Source organism: Lelliottia sp. SL45 (assembly GCF_026672535.1).
GTDB classification, from domain to species: Bacteria; Pseudomonadota; Gammaproteobacteria; order Enterobacterales; family Enterobacteriaceae; genus Enterobacter; species Enterobacter nimipressuralis.
Genome location: NZ_JAPPRH010000002.1, coordinates 293334 through 313793 on the forward strand (window position 1 = coordinate 293334; position 20460 = coordinate 313793).

The 20460-nt window shown below is 55.6% G+C and carries 17 protein-coding genes and 1 pseudogene; 9 read left to right on the forward strand and 9 right to left on the reverse strand.

Annotated features, from left to right (window positions below; translation table 11 throughout):
* Positions 1–28: 28 nt before the first annotated feature.
* From OVA10_RS05250 to araD, 5 genes are read left to right on the forward strand one after another with little or no spacing between them, the layout of a single operon-like run.
* On the forward strand, positions 29–1348 hold the full coding sequence (locus OVA10_RS05250) for an MFS transporter (protein ID WP_268195542.1): 1320 nt from the start codon (positions 29–31) through the stop codon (positions 1346–1348).
* A 49-nt stretch (positions 1349–1397) separates the two neighbouring features.
* Entirely contained in the window at positions 1398–2903 is a 1506-nt protein-coding gene (locus tag OVA10_RS05255; protein ID WP_268195543.1) for an FGGY-family carbohydrate kinase, read from the forward strand.
* Complete coding sequence (gene ulaD / locus OVA10_RS05260) at positions 2900–3553, forward strand: 3-keto-L-gulonate-6-phosphate decarboxylase UlaD (RefSeq protein ID WP_268195544.1); 654 nt, start codon at positions 2900–2902, stop codon at positions 3551–3553. The genes OVA10_RS05255 and ulaD overlap by 4 nt, the downstream gene beginning before the upstream one ends.
* A gap of 2 nt (positions 3554–3555) precedes the next feature.
* Complete coding sequence (locus OVA10_RS05265; RefSeq protein ID WP_100778156.1) at positions 3556–4416, forward strand: L-ribulose-5-phosphate 3-epimerase; 861 nt, start codon at positions 3556–3558, stop codon at positions 4414–4416.
* A complete protein-coding gene (gene araD, locus OVA10_RS05270; protein WP_268195545.1) occupies positions 4410–5105 on the forward strand; it encodes an L-ribulose-5-phosphate 4-epimerase in 696 nt (231 codons plus the stop codon). The genes OVA10_RS05265 and araD overlap by 7 nt, the downstream gene beginning before the upstream one ends.
* Here araD and OVA10_RS05275 read toward each other — a convergent pair whose 3' ends face one another.
* Entirely contained in the window at positions 5106–5924 is an 819-nt protein-coding gene (locus OVA10_RS05275) for an AraC family transcriptional regulator (protein WP_181827128.1), read from the reverse strand.
* 223 nt (positions 5925–6147) lie between these two features.
* Here OVA10_RS05275 and OVA10_RS05280 point away from each other — a divergent pair, with 223 nt between their 5' ends.
* From OVA10_RS05280 to OVA10_RS05290, 3 genes are all read left to right on the forward strand, one after another.
* Positions 6148–7548, forward strand: a complete 1401-nt coding sequence (locus tag OVA10_RS05280; RefSeq protein ID WP_268195546.1) for an MFS transporter — start codon at positions 6148–6150, stop codon at positions 7546–7548.
* A 10-nt stretch (positions 7549–7558) separates the two neighbouring features.
* Positions 7559–9514, forward strand: a complete 1956-nt coding sequence (locus OVA10_RS05285) for a glycoside hydrolase family 127 protein (RefSeq protein ID WP_268195547.1) — start codon at positions 7559–7561, stop codon at positions 9512–9514.
* Positions 9515–9702: 188 nt separating this feature from the next.
* On the forward strand, positions 9703–10779 hold the full coding sequence (locus OVA10_RS05290) for a type I restriction endonuclease (protein ID WP_123429687.1): 1077 nt from the start codon (positions 9703–9705) through the stop codon (positions 10777–10779).
* A 6-nt stretch (positions 10780–10785) separates the two neighbouring features.
* Here OVA10_RS05290 and OVA10_RS05295 read toward each other — a convergent pair.
* Together OVA10_RS05295 and OVA10_RS05300 are read right to left on the reverse strand one after the other, a co-directional pair.
* A pseudogene (locus OVA10_RS05295) lies at positions 10786–11032 on the reverse strand (type II toxin-antitoxin system HicB family antitoxin).
* Between the two features lie 291 nt (positions 11033–11323).
* The gene (locus OVA10_RS05300) at positions 11324–12064 is read right to left on the reverse strand and encodes a MipA/OmpV family protein (protein WP_100778161.1); all 741 of its coding nucleotides are present in this window, start codon (positions 12062–12064) and stop codon (positions 11324–11326) included.
* A gap of 118 nt (positions 12065–12182) precedes the next feature.
* Between OVA10_RS05300 and OVA10_RS05305 the strand changes: the two genes are divergently transcribed.
* Positions 12183–13142, forward strand: coding sequence for a LysR family transcriptional regulator (locus OVA10_RS05305; RefSeq protein ID WP_100778162.1), 960 nt, complete (start codon positions 12183–12185; stop codon positions 13140–13142).
* Here the strand turns inward: OVA10_RS05305 and aldB are convergent, their stop codons facing one another.
* From aldB to OVA10_RS05335, 6 genes are all read right to left on the reverse strand, one after another.
* Positions 13143–14681, reverse strand: a complete 1539-nt coding sequence (aldB, locus tag OVA10_RS05310) for an aldehyde dehydrogenase AldB (RefSeq protein WP_102105043.1) — start codon at positions 14679–14681, stop codon at positions 13143–13145.
* Between the two features lie 104 nt (positions 14682–14785).
* Complete coding sequence (gene selB, locus OVA10_RS05315; RefSeq protein ID WP_194513209.1) at positions 14786–16636, reverse strand: selenocysteine-specific translation elongation factor; 1851 nt, start codon at positions 16634–16636, stop codon at positions 14786–14788.
* On the reverse strand, positions 16633–18018 hold the full coding sequence (selA, locus tag OVA10_RS05320; RefSeq protein WP_268195548.1) for an L-seryl-tRNA(Sec) selenium transferase: 1386 nt from the start codon (positions 18016–18018) through the stop codon (positions 16633–16635). The genes selB and selA overlap by 4 nt, the downstream gene beginning before the upstream one ends.
* Before the next feature lie 103 nt (positions 18019–18121).
* A complete protein-coding gene (locus OVA10_RS05325) occupies positions 18122–18730 on the reverse strand; it encodes a glutathione S-transferase (RefSeq protein ID WP_102105046.1) in 609 nt (202 codons plus the stop codon).
* Between the two features lie 62 nt (positions 18731–18792).
* Entirely contained in the window at positions 18793–19929 is a 1137-nt protein-coding gene (locus OVA10_RS05330) for an HlyD family secretion protein (RefSeq protein ID WP_100778167.1), read from the reverse strand.
* Positions 19930–19931: 2 nt separating this feature from the next.
* On the reverse strand, positions 19932–20288 hold the full coding sequence (locus tag OVA10_RS05335; protein ID WP_268195549.1) for a DUF3302 domain-containing protein: 357 nt from the start codon (positions 20286–20288) through the stop codon (positions 19932–19934).
* Positions 20289–20460: the final 172 nt, after the last annotated feature.

The window sequence follows — 20460 nt, forward strand, 5'->3', positions numbered from 1 at the left end:
AGCCGATTACCTTAATGAGACATTAATTATGACTATTTCTTCTCGTGCTCTACATGCGGATATTCCGCGCCAACGCTGGTTAAGAATAATTCCCCCTATTCTTATCGCCTGTATTATCTCTTATATGGACCGTGTCAATATTGCCTTCGCCATGCCAGGCGGTATGGATGAGGAATTAGGGATCACCGCCACCATGGCGGGGCTGGCAGGCGGAATATTCTTTATCGGGTATCTGTTCCTGCAAGTTCCCGGCGGCAAAATCGCGGTGCACGGCAGCGGTAAAAAATTCATCGGCTGGTCGCTGGTGGCCTGGGCGGTGATCTCCGTGTTGACGGGCATCGTCACCAATCAGTATCAGCTGCTGGCACTGCGCTTTTTACTCGGTGTCGCCGAAGGCGGAATGCTGCCGGTGGTACTGACCATGATCAGCAACTGGTTCCCGGACGCCGAGCGCGGTCGCGCCAACGCAATCGTGATTATGTTCGTACCCATTGCCGGGATCATTACCGCCCCGCTCTCCGGCTGGATCATTACGGCTCTCGACTGGCGCTGGCTGTTCATCATTGAAGGTCTGCTGTCCCTGGTGGTGCTGGTTCTCTGGACGCTGACCATCTATGACCGCCCGCAGGAGGCGAAGTGGATTTCCGCCGCCGAGAAAAACTATCTGGTTGAAACGCTGGCCGCCGAGCAGCGCGCTATCGCAGGCAAAGAGGTGAAAAATGCCTCGCTCAGTGCGGTGCTGTCGGACAAAACCATGTGGCAGCTGATCGCCCTTAACTTCTTCTACCAGACCGGTATTTACGGCTACACCCTCTGGCTGCCAACCATTCTGAAGGAGCTAACCCATTCGACGATGGGCCAGGTGGGGATGCTCGCCATTCTGCCGTATGTCGGCGCGATTGCCGGGATGTTCCTGTTCTCTTCCCTCTCTGACCGCACCGGCAAGCGCAAGCTGTTCGTCTCCCTGCCGCTGATCGGTTTTGCTCTGTGCATGTTCCTCTCCGTGGCGCTGAAAGAAAACATCTGGCTGGCCTACGCCGCGCTGGTGGGTTGCGGTTTCTTCCTGCAGTCGGCAGCGGGCGTCTTCTGGACCATTCCGGCACGTCTGTTCAGCGCAGAAATGGCCGGTGGTGCGCGCGGTGTGATCAACGCGCTTGGCAATCTTGGCGGCTTCTGCGGCCCTTACGCGGTAGGCGTGCTGATCACCCTTTACAGCAAAGATGCGGGAGTTTACTGCCTGGCGATCTCCCTGGCACTGGCCTCGCTGTTAGCGCTGCTGCTGCCGGCGAAATGCGATGCCGGCGCACAGCCCAATCCAACGGTGAATCCGCACAAACGTGTGGCCTGAAAACGCCGGGTGGGCTGCGCTCACCCGGCAACGACAGAGAATCGCAAAGATGAGTGAAAAAGAGCCCTTCTGGCTGGGTATCGATTGTGGCGGTACTTATCTGAAAGCCGGTCTGTACAACAGCCAGGGTAAAGAACAGTGCATCGAACGGTGCGCGGTCGCCACCCTTAGCCCACGTCCGGGCTATGCGGAGCGCGATATGTCCCTGCTCTGGCAGCGCTGCCACGAAACCGTCGCCGCACTGCTCAAACGCACGGGTGTTCGTGGCGATCAAATCAAAGGCGTAGGCATCTCCGCGCAGGGTAAGGGGCTGTTTCTGCTGGATAAACAGGATCGCCCCCTGGGCAACGCCATTCTCTCCTCCGACCGGCGGGCGCTTGCGATCGTGCAACGCTGGCAGCAGGACGAGATCCCCGAAAAGCTCTACCCGCACACGCGGCAAACCCTGTGGACCGGGCACCCGGCCTCGTTGCTGCGCTGGGTTAAAGAGCACGAGCCGAAGCGCTACCAGCAAATCGGCTGCGTAATGATGGCGCATGATTATCTGCGCTGGTGCCTGACGGGCAAAAAGGGCTGCGAAGAGAGCAACATTTCCGAATCCAATCTCTACAACATGAACACGGGTGCCTACGACCCGCAGCTCACCCGCTGGCTTGGGATCGCTGAAATCGACGGCGCCTTGCCGCCTATCGTCGGCTCAGCAGAAATTTGCGGTGAAATCACCTCTCAGGCAGCCTCCCTGACCGGTCTTGCGGCGGGTACGCCCGTCGTGGGGGGCCTGTTTGATGTGGTTTCCACCGCGATCTGCGCCGGGCTGCACGACGAGCACACGCTCAATGCGGTGATGGGCACCTGGGCTGTCACCAGCGGTATTGCGAATGGTATTCGCGATAACGAACCTTTCCCTTACGTCTATGGCCGCTACGTTCATCCGCAGCAGTACATCGTTCACGAAGCCAGCCCGACCTCCTCCGGCAATCTCGAGTGGCTCACGGCACAGTGGGGCGAACTCTCTTTTGATGAGATCAACCAGGCCGTCGCCAGCCTGCCGAAAGCGGCAAGCGACGTGTTTTTCCTGCCGTTTCTCTACGGCAGCAACGCCGGGCTTGAGATGACCAGCGGCTTCTACGGCATGCAGGCGATCCATACCCGCGCCCACCTGCTGCAGGCGGTGTATGAAGGGGTGGTGTTCTGTCACATGACCCACCTCAACCGCATGCTGGAGCGCTTTACCGATGTGTCTGCCCTGCGCGTCACCGGCGGCCCGACCCATTCCGATGTCTGGATGCAGATGCTGGCAGACGTCAGCGGCCTGGCGATTGAACTGCCTCAGGTCGAGGAGACCGGCTGCTCCGGCGCGGCGCTGGCCGCCCTCGTCGGCACCGGGGTTTATCCCGACTTCTTTACCGCGCAGCAAAATCTCAAACACGCCATCCGCGTCGTTGAGCCGGATATGCAGGCTCACGCCGCCTATCAGCATAAATATCACCGCTATCAGCAATTGATTTCAGCATTGCAGGGTTATCACGCCCGAATTAAGGAGCACGACCTATGAGCCGACCATTACTGCAGCTGGCGCTCGACCACACCAGCCTTCAGGCCGCCCAGCGCGATGTCTCGCTGCTGCACGACCATGTCGATATCGTCGAAGCGGGCACCATTTTGTGCCTGACGGAAGGCCTTTCAGCCGTCCGCGCATTGCGCCAGCAGTGCCCGGACAAAATCATCGTCGCCGACTGGAAAGTGGCTGACGCCGGTGAAACGCTGGCGCAGCAGGCCTTTGATGCGGGCGCAAACTGGATGACCATCATCTGCGCTGCACCGCTGGCAACCGTTGAAAAAGGCCACGCGGTGGCTGCCGCACGCGGATGTGAAATCCAGATGGAGCTGTTTGGCAACTGGACGCTGGACGACGCCCGCGCGTGGCACCGCGTTGGAGTTAAACAGGCGATTTATCACCGTGGGCGCGACGCCCAGGCCAGCGGCCAGCAGTGGGGAGAAGAGGATCTCGCGAGGATGAAAGCCCTGTCGGATATCGGCCTGCAGCTTTCTATCACCGGCGGCATCACCCCGGCGGATTTAACGCTGTTCCGGGAGATTAACGTCAAAGCCTTTATCGCCGGACGGGCACTGGCAGGGGCCGCTAACCCACCACAGGTGGCACAGGCGTTCCACACGCAAATCCGCGAAATCTGGGGAGAATAACCATGCGTCAGCATCCTTTAGGGATTTATGAGAAAGCGCTGTCGAAGGATCTCTCCTGGCCGGAGCGTCTGGTGTTAGCCAAAAGCTGCGGCTTTGATTTCGTCGAAATGTCGGTGGATGAAACCGACGAGCGCCTCTCACGGCTGGAGTGGAGCACCACGCAGCGCGCCTCGCTGGTCGAAGCCATGCTGGAAACCGGCGTCGCCATCCCGTCCATGTGCCTGTCGGCGCACCGCCGCTTTCCGTTTGGCAGCCGCGATGAAACCGTGCGCCAACGCGCCCGCGAGATCATGACTAAAGCGATCAAACTAGCGCGGGATCTGGGGATCCGCACCATCCAGCTGGCGGGTTACGACGTCTATTACGAAGAGCACGACGCGGGCACGCAGCAGCGTTTTGCCGAAGGGCTGGCGTGGGCGGTGGAACAAGCCGCCGCCGCGCAGGTGATGCTTGCAGTGGAGATCATGGATACCGCGTTCATGAACTCCATCAGCAAGTGGAAAAAGTGGGATGAGATGCTCGCCTCGCCGTGGTTTAGCGTCTATCCGGATGTGGGCAACCTGAGTGCCTGGGGCAACGATGTCACCGCCGAGCTGACCCTCGGCATCGACCGAATCGCCGCCATCCACCTGAAAGACACGCAGCCCGTTACCGAACAAAGCCCGGGACAGTTTCGCGATGTGCCGTTTGGCGAGGGCTGCGTCGATTTTGTCGGCGTGTTCAACACCCTGAATCAGCTCAACTATCGCGGGGCGTTTTTAATTGAAATGTGGACCGAAAAAGCGAAAGAGCCGGTCCTGGAAATTATCGAAGCGCGGCGCTGGATCGAAGCCCGCATGCAGGAAGGAGGCATGACATGCTAGAGCAACTCAAAGCGGAGGTCCTGGCCGCTAACCTGGCGCTGCCCGCCCACCAGCTGGTGACATTTACCTGGGGCAACGTCAGTGCAGTCGATCGCGAAAGCGGTCTGATGGTCATCAAACCCTCTGGCGTCGAATATGACGTCATGACCGCAGACGACATGGTGGTGGTGGAGATCGCCACCGGCAAAGTGGTGGAAGGCAGCAAAAAGCCATCGTCCGACACGCCGACGCATCTTGCGCTCTATCGCCGCTACCCGGAGATTGGCGGCATCGTCCACACCCACTCGCCTCACGCGACTATCTGGTCCCAGGCCGGGCTGGATCTCCCCGCCTGGGGCACCACCCATGCGGACTATTTCTATGGCGATATTCCCTGCACGCGGCTGATGACGCCCGCAGAAATTGCGGGCGAATATGAGTATCAGACCGGGGAGGTGATCATCAAAACCTTTGAAGAGCGCGATCTAAGCCCGATGCAGATCCCCGCCGTGCTGGTCCACTCTCATGGTCCGTTTGCCTGGGGTAAAGATGCCGCCGATGCGGTTCACAACGCCGTGGTGCTGGAGGAGTGCGCTTATATGGGCCTTTTCTCGCGCCAGCTGACGCCGCAGCTGCCGGTCATGCAACAAGAGCTGCTGGATAAACACTATCTGCGCAAGCACGGGGCGAATGCCTATTACGGCCAGTGATCAGCCGGAATTAATATGCTCCTTACAATACCGCCGTTTCCAGACGGCGGGTGTTAGCCCGGTGTGTTTGCGAAAGATCTGGCGAAAATACCCGACATCATTAAAGCCGCAGCGATTGGCCACCTCCGTGAGTGAGGACGCGTCATCAAGCAGCAGTTTCTCCGCTGAGCGGACGCGCTGGCGATGGATCGCCTCGGTCAACGTTAAATGAAAGGTGCGACGAAACACGCGCCCCAGATAATCCGCATTACAGTGCAGCTCTTTTGCCAGCTGCGAGGTCGAAAGGGGCAGATGAAATTGCGTGCGGATAATTTGTTTGGCTCTCCACGCGATCGACGTGCCTGCTTCGTCCTGAATTTCCTCGTTTCCCACCGAAAACGAAATTTGCTGCAAAATCAGCAGCAGCATTAATTCCAGCGCCACGCTTCGCTGTAATTTCTCCTGCTCCGTCAGGAACTGACGGAAAAGAGACACCACATAAGAAGCCTCACGAACACGGCAATGTTGTTCGATGGCGAGCTGCGTAAAAGCGTCTGGCCTGTGCGGCTCAGCCGCAACGTCAAAATGCAGCCAGTAAAACCGCAAATCGGCCGGGAAATCTTCGGTTCCCACGTGGCGACGGTTGGGCCATAAAACCAAACTCTCACCCGCTTTTACCTCGAAAACCGTATTTTCCTCCTGAATCGTTAACGTCCCTTTTTCGACAAAGATGATTTCCCACGAGGTTAATTTACGGGCGGGATGACGGCCAACGCCCCGGGAAATAAATAACCCGCCGTTTTGAACGTGAATCGGAAGCGCTATGGATAATTCGAGCATCGGTATTCAATTTCCCGCTTTAAATTCTATTGATAATCACCTTTCACATTGATTATTAATGAATAATTGTATTTGCGCCCGATCGAAATCACATTTTCATCATCAGGTCGGAATCGTCATCTTTTTATACTTTTCCCTTCCCTTGTTGGCGCTGACTTTCAGTGCAGAATGAATTGGGTACCTTGCAGAACATAATAAAATCCCCTTCACGAGGAGTTATCGAATGACTTCCACTCCGATTACGCAAACCGATGTCGTACAACAGGCCGCCGACGAGCGCCTGTCAGTGCGCGAGAAGATTGGCTACGGCCTGGGTGATGCTGGCGGGACGGTAATTACCTGCCTGATCATGAACTTCCTTACCTTTTTCTATACCGATGTCTTTGGCCTGACGCCGGCGCTGGTCGGTACGTTGTTTATTGCCCTGCGCGTATTTGATGCCGTTTCTGACCCCATCATGGGGGTGATTGCCGACCGTACCCAGAGCCGCTGGGGACGCTTTCGCCCGTGGCAGCTGTGGATCGCCTTCCCGATCGGGATTATCGGCGTCCTGACGTTCACCGTGCCGGAAGCCAGTATGGGGGTGAAAATCGCCTGGGCGTTCGGCACCTATCTGCTGCTTTCCGTCGGCTATACCGCCATCAACGTGCCCTACTGCGCACTGATCAACACCATGACCACCCGCCACAGCGAGGTGATCTCCTGCCAGTCATGGCGCTTTGTGCTGTGCGGCGTGGCAGGCTTTTTGGTCTCCGTGGGCCTGCCGTGGCTGGTCGCGGCGCTGGGCCAGGGTAACGTTGCGCAGGGCTATCAGCTGGGTGTCGGCGTGCTGTGCGCCATCGCGGTGGTGATGTTCCTGTGCTGTTTCTTCTGGGTACGCGAGCGCGTCCCGCTGGCCCTGATGGGGCGCTTTACCCTGCGCGAACATCTGGCCGGGCTGCGTAACAACGATCAGCTGCTATTGATGCTGGTGATGTCTTTCCTGCTGATTAACGTCTTTAACATTCGCGGCGGCGGATACATGTACTTCATCACCTACGTGCTGGAGGGCAGCACTGCCTATACGTCGCTGTTCTTCACCATGGTGACCTTTGCCGCCATTCTCGGCGCAGTGATCGTCAGCCCGCTCACCCGTCGTATTGATACGGTGAAACTGTACTACACCACCAACCTGGTGCTGGCCGCACTGGCATTCGCCATGTGGTTCCTGCCAACTGGCCCGGCGTATCAAACCCTGTGGCTGGCAGTGATTTTGGGCAACGGCGTGATCCTCGGCTTTACGCTGCCGTTGCACTTCTCGCTGATGGCTTTCGCCGACGACTACGGCGAATGGAAAACCGGCGTGCGCTCGTCAGGGATGAACTTCGCCTTTAACCTCTTTTTCATCAAGCTGGCGTGGGCCTCAAGTGCCGGGATCATCAGCCTGGTGTTTATCTTCGTCGCCTATCAGCCCGGTGCGGGCAACCAGACCCCGGCTTCGCTTTCTGGCATTACAACCATGGAAACGCTGCTGCCCGCCCTTTTCCACCTGCTGCTGGCCGTTTCAATACGCTGGTGCAAACTCACTAATCCGATGATGTCGCGCATCTCTACCGACCTGCGCCAGCGTCACGTTCAGTCCTGAGGAGAACAACATGTCCATCATGGAACCCGACCTGCATAAGCTCAAAATTAACGATCCGTTTCTCGGCCAGTATCAACAGCTGGTACGGGACGTGGTCATTCCCTATCAGTGGGATGCGCTGAACGACCGCATCGCCGAAGCGGAGCCGAGTCACGCCATCACCAATTTCCGGATCGCTGCCGGGCTGGAAGAAGGGGAATTTTACGGCATGGTTTTCCAGGACAGCGATGTCGCCAAATGGCTCGAAGCCGTGGCGTGGTCCCTGTGCCAGAAACCCGATCCTGAACTTGAGAAAACCGCCGACGAGGTCATTGAACTGGTGGCCGCTGCCCAATGCGACGATGGCTATCTGAATACCTATTTCACCGTGAAAGCACCTGGCGAACGCTGGACTAATCTTGCAGAGTGTCACGAACTGTACTGCGCAGGGCATATGATCGAGGCGGGCGTGGCGTACTTCCAGGGCACCGGAAAACGCGCGCTGTTAGACGTGGTCTGCAAACTGGCGGATCATATCGACCGCGTGTTTGGCCCCGGAGAAAACCAGCTGCACGGCTATCCCGGCCATCCGGAAATCGAGCTGGCGTTAATGCGCCTGTATGACGTCACCCAGGAGCCACGCTATCTGGCGCTGGTGAAATATTTCGTCGAAGAGCGCGGCGCGCAGCCGCATTTTTACGATATCGAATACGAAAAGCGCGGCAGAACATCGCACTGGCACAACTACGGCCCGGCGTGGATGGTCAAAGATAAAGCCTATAGTCAGGCGCATCAGCCTCTCGCGGAGCAGCAAACCGCCATCGGGCACGCCGTGCGTTTTGTCTATCTGATGACTGGCGTTGCGCACCTTGCGCGGCTGAGCGATGACGAAAGCAAACGTCAGGACTGCCTGCGTCTTTGGAATAATATGGTGCAACGGCAGCTCTATATTACGGGCGGAATTGGCTCGCAGAGCAGCGGCGAGGCCTTCAGCAGCGACTACGATTTGCCCAATGATACGGTCTATGCCGAAAGTTGCGCCTCGATTGGTCTGATGATGTTTGCCCGCCGGATGCTGGAGATGGAAGCGGATAGCCAGTATGCCGACGTCATGGAGCGCGCGTTATATAACACCGTGCTGGGCGGCATGGCGCTGGACGGTAAACACTTTTTCTACGTGAACCCGCTGGAGGTCCATCCAAAAACGCTGGCTTTCAACCATATCTATGATCACGTCAAACCGATTCGTCAGCGCTGGTTTGGCTGCGCCTGCTGCCCGCCGAATATCGCCCGCGTGCTGACTTCGCTTGGGCACTACATCTATACCGCACACCCCGAGGCGCTGTTTATCAACCTCTACGTCGGCAACAGCGCGGCCATTCCGGTCGGAGACCACGAGCTGCAACTGCGTATTAGCGGCAACTATCCGTGGCAGGAGCAGGTGAAGATCGACATCACCTCGCCGGTTGCGGTTGAGCACACTCTCGCCCTGCGTCTGCCCGACTGGTGCGCCAGCCCGCAGATAGCGCTGAACGGTGAAGCAATAACAGGCGACGTGCGTCGGGGATATTGTTATCTCACCCGTCGCTGGCAGGAGGGGGATTCTGTGACCCTCACGCTGCCGATGCCGGTGCGCCGGTTATACGGCAATCCACAGGTGCGCCAGCAGGCAGGCAAAGTAGCGTTGCAGCGCGGCCCGCTGGTCTATTGTCTGGAAGAGGCGGATAACGGCGCGGGGTTACATAACCTGTCGCTGCCCGCCGACAGCACCTTCCGCGTGTTCGAAGGGAAAGGATTGTTCTCGCATAAGATGCTAATTCAGGCTGACGGCATCTCACAACGCGCCGTTGAGACCGAGCCGCAACCGCTCTGGCAATACGACCGCACGCCCACTGCGCCACACACTCAGACATTAACGTTTATTCCGTGGTTTAGCTGGGCCAACCGCGGCGAGGGCGAGATGCGGATATGGGTGGATGAGGTGTAAATCTCATCGCTCATATATTTTATATTTTGAACCCGGTTACACCGGGTTCTTTTATTTTATCTTTCTGTACAACTGTGATCGCGCCCTCGGATTCGTTTTTTTAGCCTCAACCCACCGCGTACCTTATTGAATAACACTATGTTTAATGATATCCCATAATTACACACAGCTAAAAATAAGGATATCAAATGGATTTCACAGAAAGGCTCAATGCTTTATCAAATAAAATTAAGCAGCAAACGGGCGTTATTATTACAGAGGAAGCAACAAAAACTGCGTTTGTCATGCCCTTTATCCATAATGTTTTAGGTTACGATGTTTTCGATCCTTCAGAGGTCACTCCCGAGTTTATCTGTGATGTTGGAACAAAAAAAGGCGAAAAAATTGATTACGCCATAATGAAAAACAATGAAGTTCAGATACTTATTGAGTGCAAGAAAATTGGTGAACCGTTAAACATTAACCACGCCTCTCAACTTTTTAGATACTTCCACGTTACAAATGCACGTATCTCTATATTAACAAACGGTCAGATTTATCGGTTTTATACTGATCTCGACGCACCCAACAAAATGGACGAGAAACCATTTTTAGAAGTCGACCTTCTGGATATTGATGAAAATATTATCCCAGAACTGAATAAGCTAACCAAATCCTCTTTTGACCTCGAATCAATCATCAATGCTGCTGGCGAACTCAAATATGTTAGCCAAATTAAAAAGATACTTCACAACCAGCTAAATAATCCTGAAGATGATTTTGTGAAGTTCTTCGCATCCAGGGTTTACGATGGAATACTCACACAAAAAGTCAGGGAGTCTTTCCTCAATCTTACGAAGAAGGCAGCCAGCCAATACATTAACGATCAGGTTAACGAAAGACTTAAATCTGCCATCACAGGAGTTACTTCCCCTATCCCAGGTACGCAAAATGAGCAGCAAAGTACCGAGGAAGAAGTTCAAAAGGATGACAAAGATATAGAGACAACCCTTGAAGAACTTGAGGGCTACCATATTGTGAAAGCTATCACTCGGGCGGTACTTGATGCACCACGTATTACCCAGCGGGATACAAAAAGTTACTTCGGGGTGCTGGTTGACGATAACAACAGAAAACCTTTGTGCCGTCTGCATTTCAACCGTTCTCAAAAATACATTGGTCTCTTCGACATCGAGAAAAATGAAACACGCCATCCCATTGCATCTGTTGATGACATCTATTCCTTCGCGGATATCTTAAAAGCGACAGCAAATCTCTACATATGACGATGATCATCCAGGCAGCACACGCTGTGCTGCCTCGGCAAGAAAGGCGCTTCGGGTGCTGAACTGCGGATGCTCGCTAATAAACGCGTCGATTTTCACTAATAAACGGCGGGGGAGCGTGATATTGATGCGCTCTGCTCTGCCGTCAAATTGCTGCATATTGATCTCCACCAGCAAAAACACCCCGGTACAACCGGGAAAAAGCCGCTCGCGCGGCCATCGCGTCGGTATGAATATAAGCCGAGTAAAACATTACCACTCCTGCAAATTGACTGTTGGATATCCCTCGACTGTGACACACCCAGCCAGGCACTTGAGATCACGATAACCTATTGGCTAAGCGACTTCAGTGGAAAAAAATCAAAGCGGGAAAGGAGATCGCAAAGAGAACAGGCAAACGAGAGAGTTACAGCAGATTGTGGAGGCAGGCTCGTAATACCCGACGACGCTAAACCTGCCCGGTCTGGCTACCGCAGGCCGGGCAAGCACAGCACCACCGGGAAAGTAGGTGAAGCAGCCTCATCCTTGAGGCTACTTTTTAAACTTAGAAGCGCCAGCTCATGCCGGTCATCAGCACGAAACTGTCTTCGCGGTCGATCATTGGGCTGTTTTTAACGTCATCCGGCAACACGGTGTAAACCGCGCTGGCATTCAGGAACAGGTTATTGGTCAATTTGTATTTCGCGACCAGGCCCACGTACGGGTTCCAGCTATCGCCCGCGGTGTATTCGTTCATACCGCTGTGGCGAGACTCTTTGCCGGAAACACCGTAGTAGTAGTCGTTGAAGCTTTCGTCATAGTAAAACACACCCACGGACGGAATCAGGGTCAGACGCTCCATGCGGATCGGGTGGAAGTAGGAAATTTCACCCACCACGCCGCCACTTTCGTCCATGGCATCCGCCGCGACGCCAAACTTCAGGCTACCCCAGCGCTCGTGGCGATAGTAGGCGCCCCCCAGAAATGCAGATGCTTTGCGCTCATCGAGCTGCTTCATCGCGTGGTCGTCATTGTCATCGGGATCAAAATGCAGCGGCATCCAGGACGCCGTCAGGCTGAGTTCATTCTTACTGTCTTTCCACAACGCCCAACCGGCGGTGGTCTGGCGCACGTAGAAATTATCGCCTTCATAACTAATGAGTGGAACCGCAGTCGTATTTTCGTTATACCCTTTGTAAGGCGATTCATTGAAAACAGCGCCCGCACCCAATGAAAATTCACCCGCCATTGCTGATGAAGCGAAAAATAAGGTTGTGGTGATGAGCAAATTCTTTTTAGTAATCATTCCCTGTATCCATTAAACGCCTAACAAACGAGGCGAATAATAATGGTTACAAATTTGCCGATGCAATGAATGTGTTTATATAATATTATATATGAAATCATATAGATGAGCGTACGTGATGAATAATTTACAGATTAAGCCGCGTGAATTAAAAATTATTTCCGTTATTGCCGCCACCGGCAGTATCGGAGACGCCGCCGCGTTGTTAGGCATGGCGCAGGCCAATGTCAGTAAATATCTCGCAGATTTTGAAACCCGCGTGGGTTTGAAAGTTTTTGAACGTACCACCCGTCAACTGGCGCTCACGCAGTTCGGCGAGGTGCTGCTCCCTTATATCAACGCATCACTTGATAAAAATAATCAACTCATTAATTTTATTGCCGATTATAAACATGAAAAAAGCGGACGCGTCACGATTTACGCGCCTACAGGTATCAACACCTATCTCGCTCGCCATGTGATCCATCTTCTCGAAGAGATCGGTGATATTCGTATTTGTTTAAAAACCTATAACCCTAATCGTAATGAATTATCTGAAGGCGTCACGTTTCCTGACGACTGCGATATCTTAATTACCTATGCACAACCCAAAGATGAAAGCCTGGTGGCTTATCAGCTAACCAAATATTCCGTTACCGCCTTCGCCACGCCAGAATATATTAAAAAGCGTCCCATTAACGGACCCGATGATTTAATTAAACACTCCTGTATTTTGTTAGATTCCATATTAGTGGATGATGCTAATATCTGGCGTTTTCGCGTTCATGGCAGCGACGAAGTGCGCGATTATAAAGTCACCGGTAATTATATTTGTGATAATACACAAACGGCGCTGGAGCTTGCGCGCAACCACCTTGGTATCGTGTTTGCGCCAAAAGAGAGCCTGAAAAGCGAGATTGAGCAGGGCATCTTAATGCCCTGTTTTTCTCATCAGGAGGAGTGGTGGCTCGATCTGACGGCGATTTTCCGCAAGCGCGAATATCAGCCGTGGCGGGTTCAGTACATTCTGGATGGCGTGCTGAACAGTCTGCGAGAGCGAATTAAGCAGGCCGTCCCAGGGGCGACCCGCTCTGATTAATTAGAACAGTCCCAGCGGCTTGTCGGAATAACTCACCAGCAGGCATTTCGTCTGTTGATAGTGATCCAGCATCATCTTATGGGTTTCACGTCCGATGCCCGATTGTTTATATCCCCCAAATGCCGCGTGGGCCGGATAGGCGTGATAACAGTTAGTCCAGACACGCCCTGCCTGAATACCGCGTCCCATTTTGTACGCCAGATTACCGTTGCGACTCCAGACCCCGGCACCCAGCCCGTATTGCGTATCGTTGGCCAGCTCGAGCGCATCCTCCATGGTTTTAAAGGTCGTCACCGCCAGCACCGGGCCAAAAATCTCTTCCTGGAAAACGCGCATGTTGTTTTGACCAAACAGAATGGTCGGCTCCAGGTAATAGCCGTCCTTCAGATCGCCTTCCAGCACTTTGCGTCGGCCACCCGTCAGGACATCCGCGCCCTCTTTTTTGCCGATATCGATATAGTTCAGAATGGTTTCCAGCTGCCCATGAGAAACCTGCGCGCCCATCTGCGTCACGCTGTCCAGTGGGTTTCCACTGCGGATGGATTCCACACGCCGAATGGCGCGTTCCATAAAGCGTTCATAAATCGATTCCTGAACCAGCGCGCGGCTCGGGCAGGTGCAGACTTCGCCCTGGTTGAAGGCAAACAGCGCAAAGCCTTCCATCGCTTTATCAAAGAAGGCGTCCTCTTCGTCCATCACATCGGCGAAGAAGATGTTCGGCGATTTACCGCCCAGCTCCAGCGTCACTGGAATGATATTCTGCGTGGCGTACTGCATGATCTGCTGGCCGACTTCCGTGGAGCCGGTAAACGCCACTTTCGCGATACGTTTTGAGGTCGCCAGATATTCACCAATTTCGCCACCCGCGCCATTCACCACGTTTATCACCCCTGGCGGCACCAGATCGCCGATGATTTCCATCAGTAGCAAGACCGACAGCGGCGTTAAGCGCGCCGGTTTGAGCACCACGCAGTTACCCGCCGCCAGCGCGGGCGCCATTTTCCAGCTCGCCATCAGCAGCGGGAAGTTCCACGGAATGATTTGCCCGACCACGCCCAGCGGCTCCTGGAAGTGATAGGCCACGGTGTCGCTGTCTACTTCGCTGATCCCGCCCTCCTGGGCGCGAATACAGGAGGCAAAATAGCGGAAATGGTCAATTGCCAGCGGGACATCCGCGGCGGTGGTTTCGCGGATCGGTTTACCGTTATCCCAGGTTTCTGCCGCGGCCAGCAGCTCGAGGTTTTGCTCCATTCGGTCGGCGATTTTGAACAGGATCGCGGCGCGGTCCTGAACGGAGGTGTGTGCCCATTTCTCTTTCGCTTTGTGGGCCGCATCGAGCGCCAGATCGATATCTTTTTTGCCGGAACTGGCAATTTCGCACAGGGGCTGCCCGGTCACCGGGGTCAGGTTGGAGTAGTATTCGCCGTCGACCGGCGCGACCCAGCCTCCGCCAATGAAGTTGTCATACCGGGGTTTTAGCTTGAGAGGATAACCATACTCGCCAGGCTGCATACGCGTTGAGGGAGGATTGTTCGTCATGACCGTCTCCTTGCTGTTGGTGTCTAACAAGGGTAGTCACAGCTGGCGATTTTCTCGCCAGCCGCTTACAGCTTTACGACAGGTATCACGGATTATTTGCGCGGTTATTTTTCGATCTGCGGGAACAGCAGCGAATCGCGTAACAGGTGGTCATTACCCCGACGGCGCGTGAAGCCAATACGATTGAAATACTCCAGAATTTGTATCGCCAGTTTGCGGCCCACGTTCAGGCGATCGCGGAAGTCGGCAGCGCAGGTCGATCCCTTTTCCTGGTGCAGATCGCGGATCAAACTGGCAAAGGTGACGATGCGATCGTTACGGTAATAGCGATCTTTAACGATCGCGGTTATCAGCCCCTGCTGCGCGGCGTGGCGCAATACCTGACGCATCACCACTTCATCCGTCGCGGTTTCGCGGGCCAAATCGCGCACCCACCAGGGTTCATCGCCAAACAGCGGCGCGGCTTTTTGCCAGATGGCGTCCTGTTCCGGGGTAAATCCGGCTTTGTGATCCGGCAGATGTAACCAACCGTGATGGCTGTGGATCATGCCGCTCTCGCGCATTTTTTCTATCAGCAGCAGCACCAGTGCGTCGTCTTCCATCGGCAGCGCCATACGGCGCAGGCGTTCGCGGCCTGGGCCTGGCTCGTCCTGATGCTGTTCGTGGTAGGTCGCAAGCGTAGAGAGCACCTTGCGCTGCCAGTGGGCGGCAACCGGTGCGTTAAGCAGGCTGTAACCGGCCTGAATAAAGCCCGGCTGCTGCGTGAGCTGGCGCAAACCGTCACCGCTCAGCTGGCGCCCCCAGGCGAAATCGGCGAGATTCACTGCACCGCGCTCAAGATGCACCGCCAGCGCAGCCTGGTCGTCTTCTGCCTGTGCCAGTGCCGCCAGCCACTGCAGATATTCAGGCTTACGTTTACCACGACGCGGCGGATTGAGCGTCACCACGCGGGCGCCCGCCAGGGTAACGCGCGCAGAGATATCGCGCAGCACCAGCCGGTCGTTATCCGCCAGCCACAAAGGGGTGTCCAGCACCAGCTCAGCCAGATCGTTCTCCAGCAAAGAGACACGGCCGGTCACGTGGCTGGCGGCGTGGTGAATATGCAGCGGCTGCCACTGGGTGAGCGGCGCGTGGGTGTGCAGAGAAACAATCACCCGCGTGGAAGGCTCCGGCGGCGCGTCGGCCAGCAGCCAGTCACCGCGATTGAGCTGCTCTTTTTCCGCATCACCGGCGATATTCAGGGCGATACGCTGCCCGGCATGGGCCTGTTCCGTGGGCTGGTTCTGTGCGTGCAGCCCGCGCACGCGCATCGGTTTATTCACGCCCGTCAGCCACAGGCTATCGCCCACCTTCACTTCACCGCTGAGCGCCGTCCCGGTCACCACCAGTCCGGCCCCTTTCACGGTGAACGCGCGATCTATTGCCAGACGGAAGCTGTGATCGCTGGCCGGTTCGCGGGAGGAAAGATGCTGTAAATGGTCGCGTAATTCGTCGATTCCGCGACCTTCTGTCGCTACTGTGACAAAAACCGGCGCATCGGCGAAACCATACTCCAGAAGAGTAGAGCGAATCTCTTCGCGCACTTCGTCAATGCGGCTCTCGTCGACGCGATCCGCTTTGGTGAGCGCCACCGTCAGCTGCGGCTGGCCCGTCAGCTGTAAAATCGCCAGATGCTCACGCGTTTGCGCCATCACGCCATCGTCGCAGGCCACCACCAGCAGAGCGTGATCGATACCGCCGACCCCGGCCAGCATATTGGCGAGAAACTTTTCATGGCCTGGCACATCGATAAAGCCAAGTACCCGACCGTCTGGCAGCGGCCAGTAGGCGTAGCCAAGATCGATGGTCATGCCGCGCTTTTTCTCTTCCGGCAGACGATCGGCATTCACGCCGGTAATGGCATGTAACAGCGTCGTTTTTCCGTGGTCAACGTGACCGGCAGTGGCAATAATCATTTCAACAACATCTCCAGAAACCGTTCTTCATCTTCAAGGCAGCGCAGATCCAGCCACAGGCGACCATCGTAAATGCGCCCGATAATCGGCGTAGGCAGCGCACGCCAGTGCGCAGACAAGACGTCGAGCTGGCTTCCGCGCCCGTCGCGCGGCGTCAGTGTCAGCGCGGCGCTGGGCAGGCGGTCAACGGGCAGCGATCCGCTGCCAATCTGCGACTGGCAGGATTCCACGCGCACGTCGAAATCGGGGAAGTGTGCGGCGACTTGCGGCAGTAGCAGTTCCGCCTGAGCGCGAATCGAGGCCGCATCGCGCGACAGCAGACGCAGCGTTGGCAGACGTTCGGCCAGTTTCTCCGGATGGAGATAGAGCCGCAGCGTGGCGTCCAGCGCAGCGAGGGTCATTTTATCAGCGCGCAGGGCGCGTTTCAGCGGGTGCTGCTGGAGCTTCGCAATCAGTTCACGTTTACCAACCACAATTCCGGCCTGTGGGCCACCGAGCAGTTTGTCGCCGGAGAAGCTCACCAGGCTCACGCCTGCGGCGATCATCTCCTGCGGCATCGGCTCTTTCGGCAGACCGTAGAGACTCAAATTCACCAGCGAACCGCTGCCCAGATCGGCAATGACCGGCACGTTCAGTTCGCGGCCAATCTCCGCCAGCTCCGCCTCTTCCACCGTTTTGGTAAAGCCTTCAATGTGATAGTTGCTGGTGTGGACTTTCATCAGCAGCGCGGTGTTTTCGTTAACCGCCGCGCGATAATCTTTCGCATGCGTGCGGTTGGTGGTCCCGATTTCATGCAGCTCGCAGCCCGCCTGACGCATCACGTCAGGAATGCGGAACGCGCCGCCAATCTCCACCAGCTCGCCGCGCGACACCACTACCTCTTTGCCGCTGGCGGTGGCCGCCAGCATCAGCAGAACCGCCGCCGCGTTATTGTTCACAATGCAGGCATCTTCCGCGCCCGTTATCTGGCACAAAAGATCAGCCAGCGCGCGGTCGCGGTGTCCACGCCCGGCACCGTCCAGATCGTACTCCAGCGTCACCGGGGATCGCATCGCCTGCGTGACCGCCGTTATCGCCTCTTCCGCCTGTGGCGCGCGGCCTAAATTGGTGTGCAGCACCGTTCCCGTCAGGTTGATCACCGGGCGCAATGCGCTTTGCGTATGCGCTGTCAGCCGTTTTTCCACCTCGTTCGCCCAGTCCTCGCACCACTGCGGCAGCGTATTTTGCGTCTGAATGTGCAGGCGGGCTTCATCCTGCATCACATTCAGGAGCGCCACCATGTGGGTGTGCCCGGACCGTTCAAGAAGAGGGATGAATCGGGGATCGCGCAGCAGGCGATCGGTCGCAGGGATCTGGCTGTAGAGGGAACGATGAGTAGTCATTAACATGCCTGGCGGTTGGAGTTCTACCCCCCTCCCGACGGGAGAGGGAGTCAACGTGCAGAGGGATTGTACAGCGTACAGAGGTGAAGTGTTATAACCCGCGTCAAGCCTTTGGTGGTTCGGTGCGGGCAAAGCTTTCGCGGCTAAAGAGCGTTTCGGCCAGTTTGACCAGCAGCGGGCGATCCACGCACCAGCCGGGAGAAACGCGGCGGAAATTGAGATAGCCAATCGCGCAGGCGATGGCGATGGTCGCCAGATTCAGCGCGTCGGTTTTGAGTTTTCCGTCCTGAAGCAGCTGTTCGCACATATCAAGACTGCGGCTGATTTTTTCCCGCTGACGTACCAGCTCCGCTTCGGATTGCTGCGCGGCAGGTCGCGCCTGTTCACGCACCGACACCAGCGCCGCGTCCATGATGCCGTCGGCCAGCGCTTCGATCTGTTTAATCGCCAGCGCCGCTTTCGGCTCACGGGGCACCATCGCCGGGGCAATCCCGAGCAGCTCGATGTACTCGGCAATAATTGGAGAATCAAACCAGGTTTCGCCATCATCGGTTACCAGCGCCGGTACTTTCCCGAGCGGATTGTACTGTGCCACGCCGGTTTCCGCGTGATAGGGCTGTTCGTTCACAAACTCGAACGTGATGCCTTTTTCCAGCAGGAGAATCGAAATCTTACGTACGAAGGGGCTGGTGTAGCTGCCGATGAGTTTCATTGCCTGATCCTTTACGCCAACAAAAGTGTAAGTATGGATCAGGCAACAAAAAAAGCAGAACGTTAATGGTCGAGATAGAGGTAATGCATCCAGCTGGTCATGCGCAGCAGCACTTTCCTCATGACGGAGACGTGCGCGAAGTGGTCGGAATAGACCGCCACCTGGGCATAAATACCGTCAGGGAGGGCATCGACGTCCGCACTAGGGTCCAGATCGATAGTGGCAAGCACGCCGTCTGTGCCAGGTACCACCGTCAGGGATTGCAGCGAACCTTGCGCCTGGTATGAACCGCCCGGCACGACCGGCAGAATGCTGCTCAGTTTGCCGTGGAATACTTGCCCCGGTAGCGCGTTAAAGACTACTTCCGCGTCATCGCCCGGTTTCAGGCGCAGCAGAGAATTCTGGCGGAACTGAGCGACAATCTGGCGTTTTTGGTCAGGAATAAAGACCATCACCGGGCGCAGCGGAAGTGCAGCGGCATAGGTGCCGGGGCGAATCAGCACCTGAGTGACATAACCATCGCTCGGCGCACGCACCACCGTTTGTTCGAGGTTGTACTTCGCCTCGGTCAGCTGTGCCCGCAGGCTGGCAATCTGCGACTGCTCGCCGTTGACCATGCTGTCTAACTGGCTTTTGATTTGTGCCTGATCGGCCACCGAGGCTTTCACCATCGCATCCTGCGCCAGATAGTTTTGCTGTGCGTTGTCGATATCGCTTTCAGAAAACGGGTTTACCTTCGCCCGGCTGCCTTTCAGATAGCGCTGGTAATCCTTATACAGGCGGTCACGCTCTGCGGAGACGCGGGTGGTATTGGCCTGCGCTTCCGACAGCTGGCCTTTCAGCACGTCAATATTGTAGGTGGCGGTGACCAGATCAGCCTGCAGTCTGTCGACTCGGGCCTGATAGCGAACCGGATCGATTTTAAATAACACATCGCCTTTTTTAATTAGCTGGTTATTTTTATCCGTGACTTCACTTACCACCCCGGTCACTTGCGGCGTGATCGGAATAGAAATCACCGCTTTTTGCGCCGTAAATGTATAAGGGTGGTTATAGTTCATTAATAAGATCAAACCGGCGACGATAAATACCCCACCTAATGCGGCGGTGGCGAGCGTCCATTGGTTAACCGGAATACGGAAGATTTTAAAGATCGCCCAGGCAAACGCGACATAGGTCAGAATAATTAGCAGATCCATGATTAGCTCTCCGGCGTATTTTTTTCTGCGGGCGTTGGCTCCGCGCCAAGCCGGTGTTCCAGCTCGGTAACGCGTCTGGTGAGGACATCAATATCGGGTTGCTGCGGGGACTGCGCAATGTGATTTTGCATCCCCCATCCGCGCTCGGGCTGGTACAGCGTGGCCCAAATCCACAGGAATGGCCAGATAATATGCAGCGTAAACAGGCTGACCCAGCCCGCTGTATGGATCGCATCGGCATGGGGATGATTACGCTTTTTCGCCATCAAATAGGGGATATCATGAATCGCAATGATCCCATAAAAAATGACCAGAAAAACGAAAATCAATACGCCCAGCGCGAAATAGTTAAGGAACATATTTGCCTCACTAAAATAGCTTCAACTCTTTAAAAATATTAAATGGTAAGCAACCAAATTAATTTCTTACTGTGCAATTTCTTTGCACATATAAATTAGAGCCGTGGAGTATTATTATTAAAATATCTCCGCGCAAGTTTAATAGCGTGACAAAATATATCCTGACTAATAA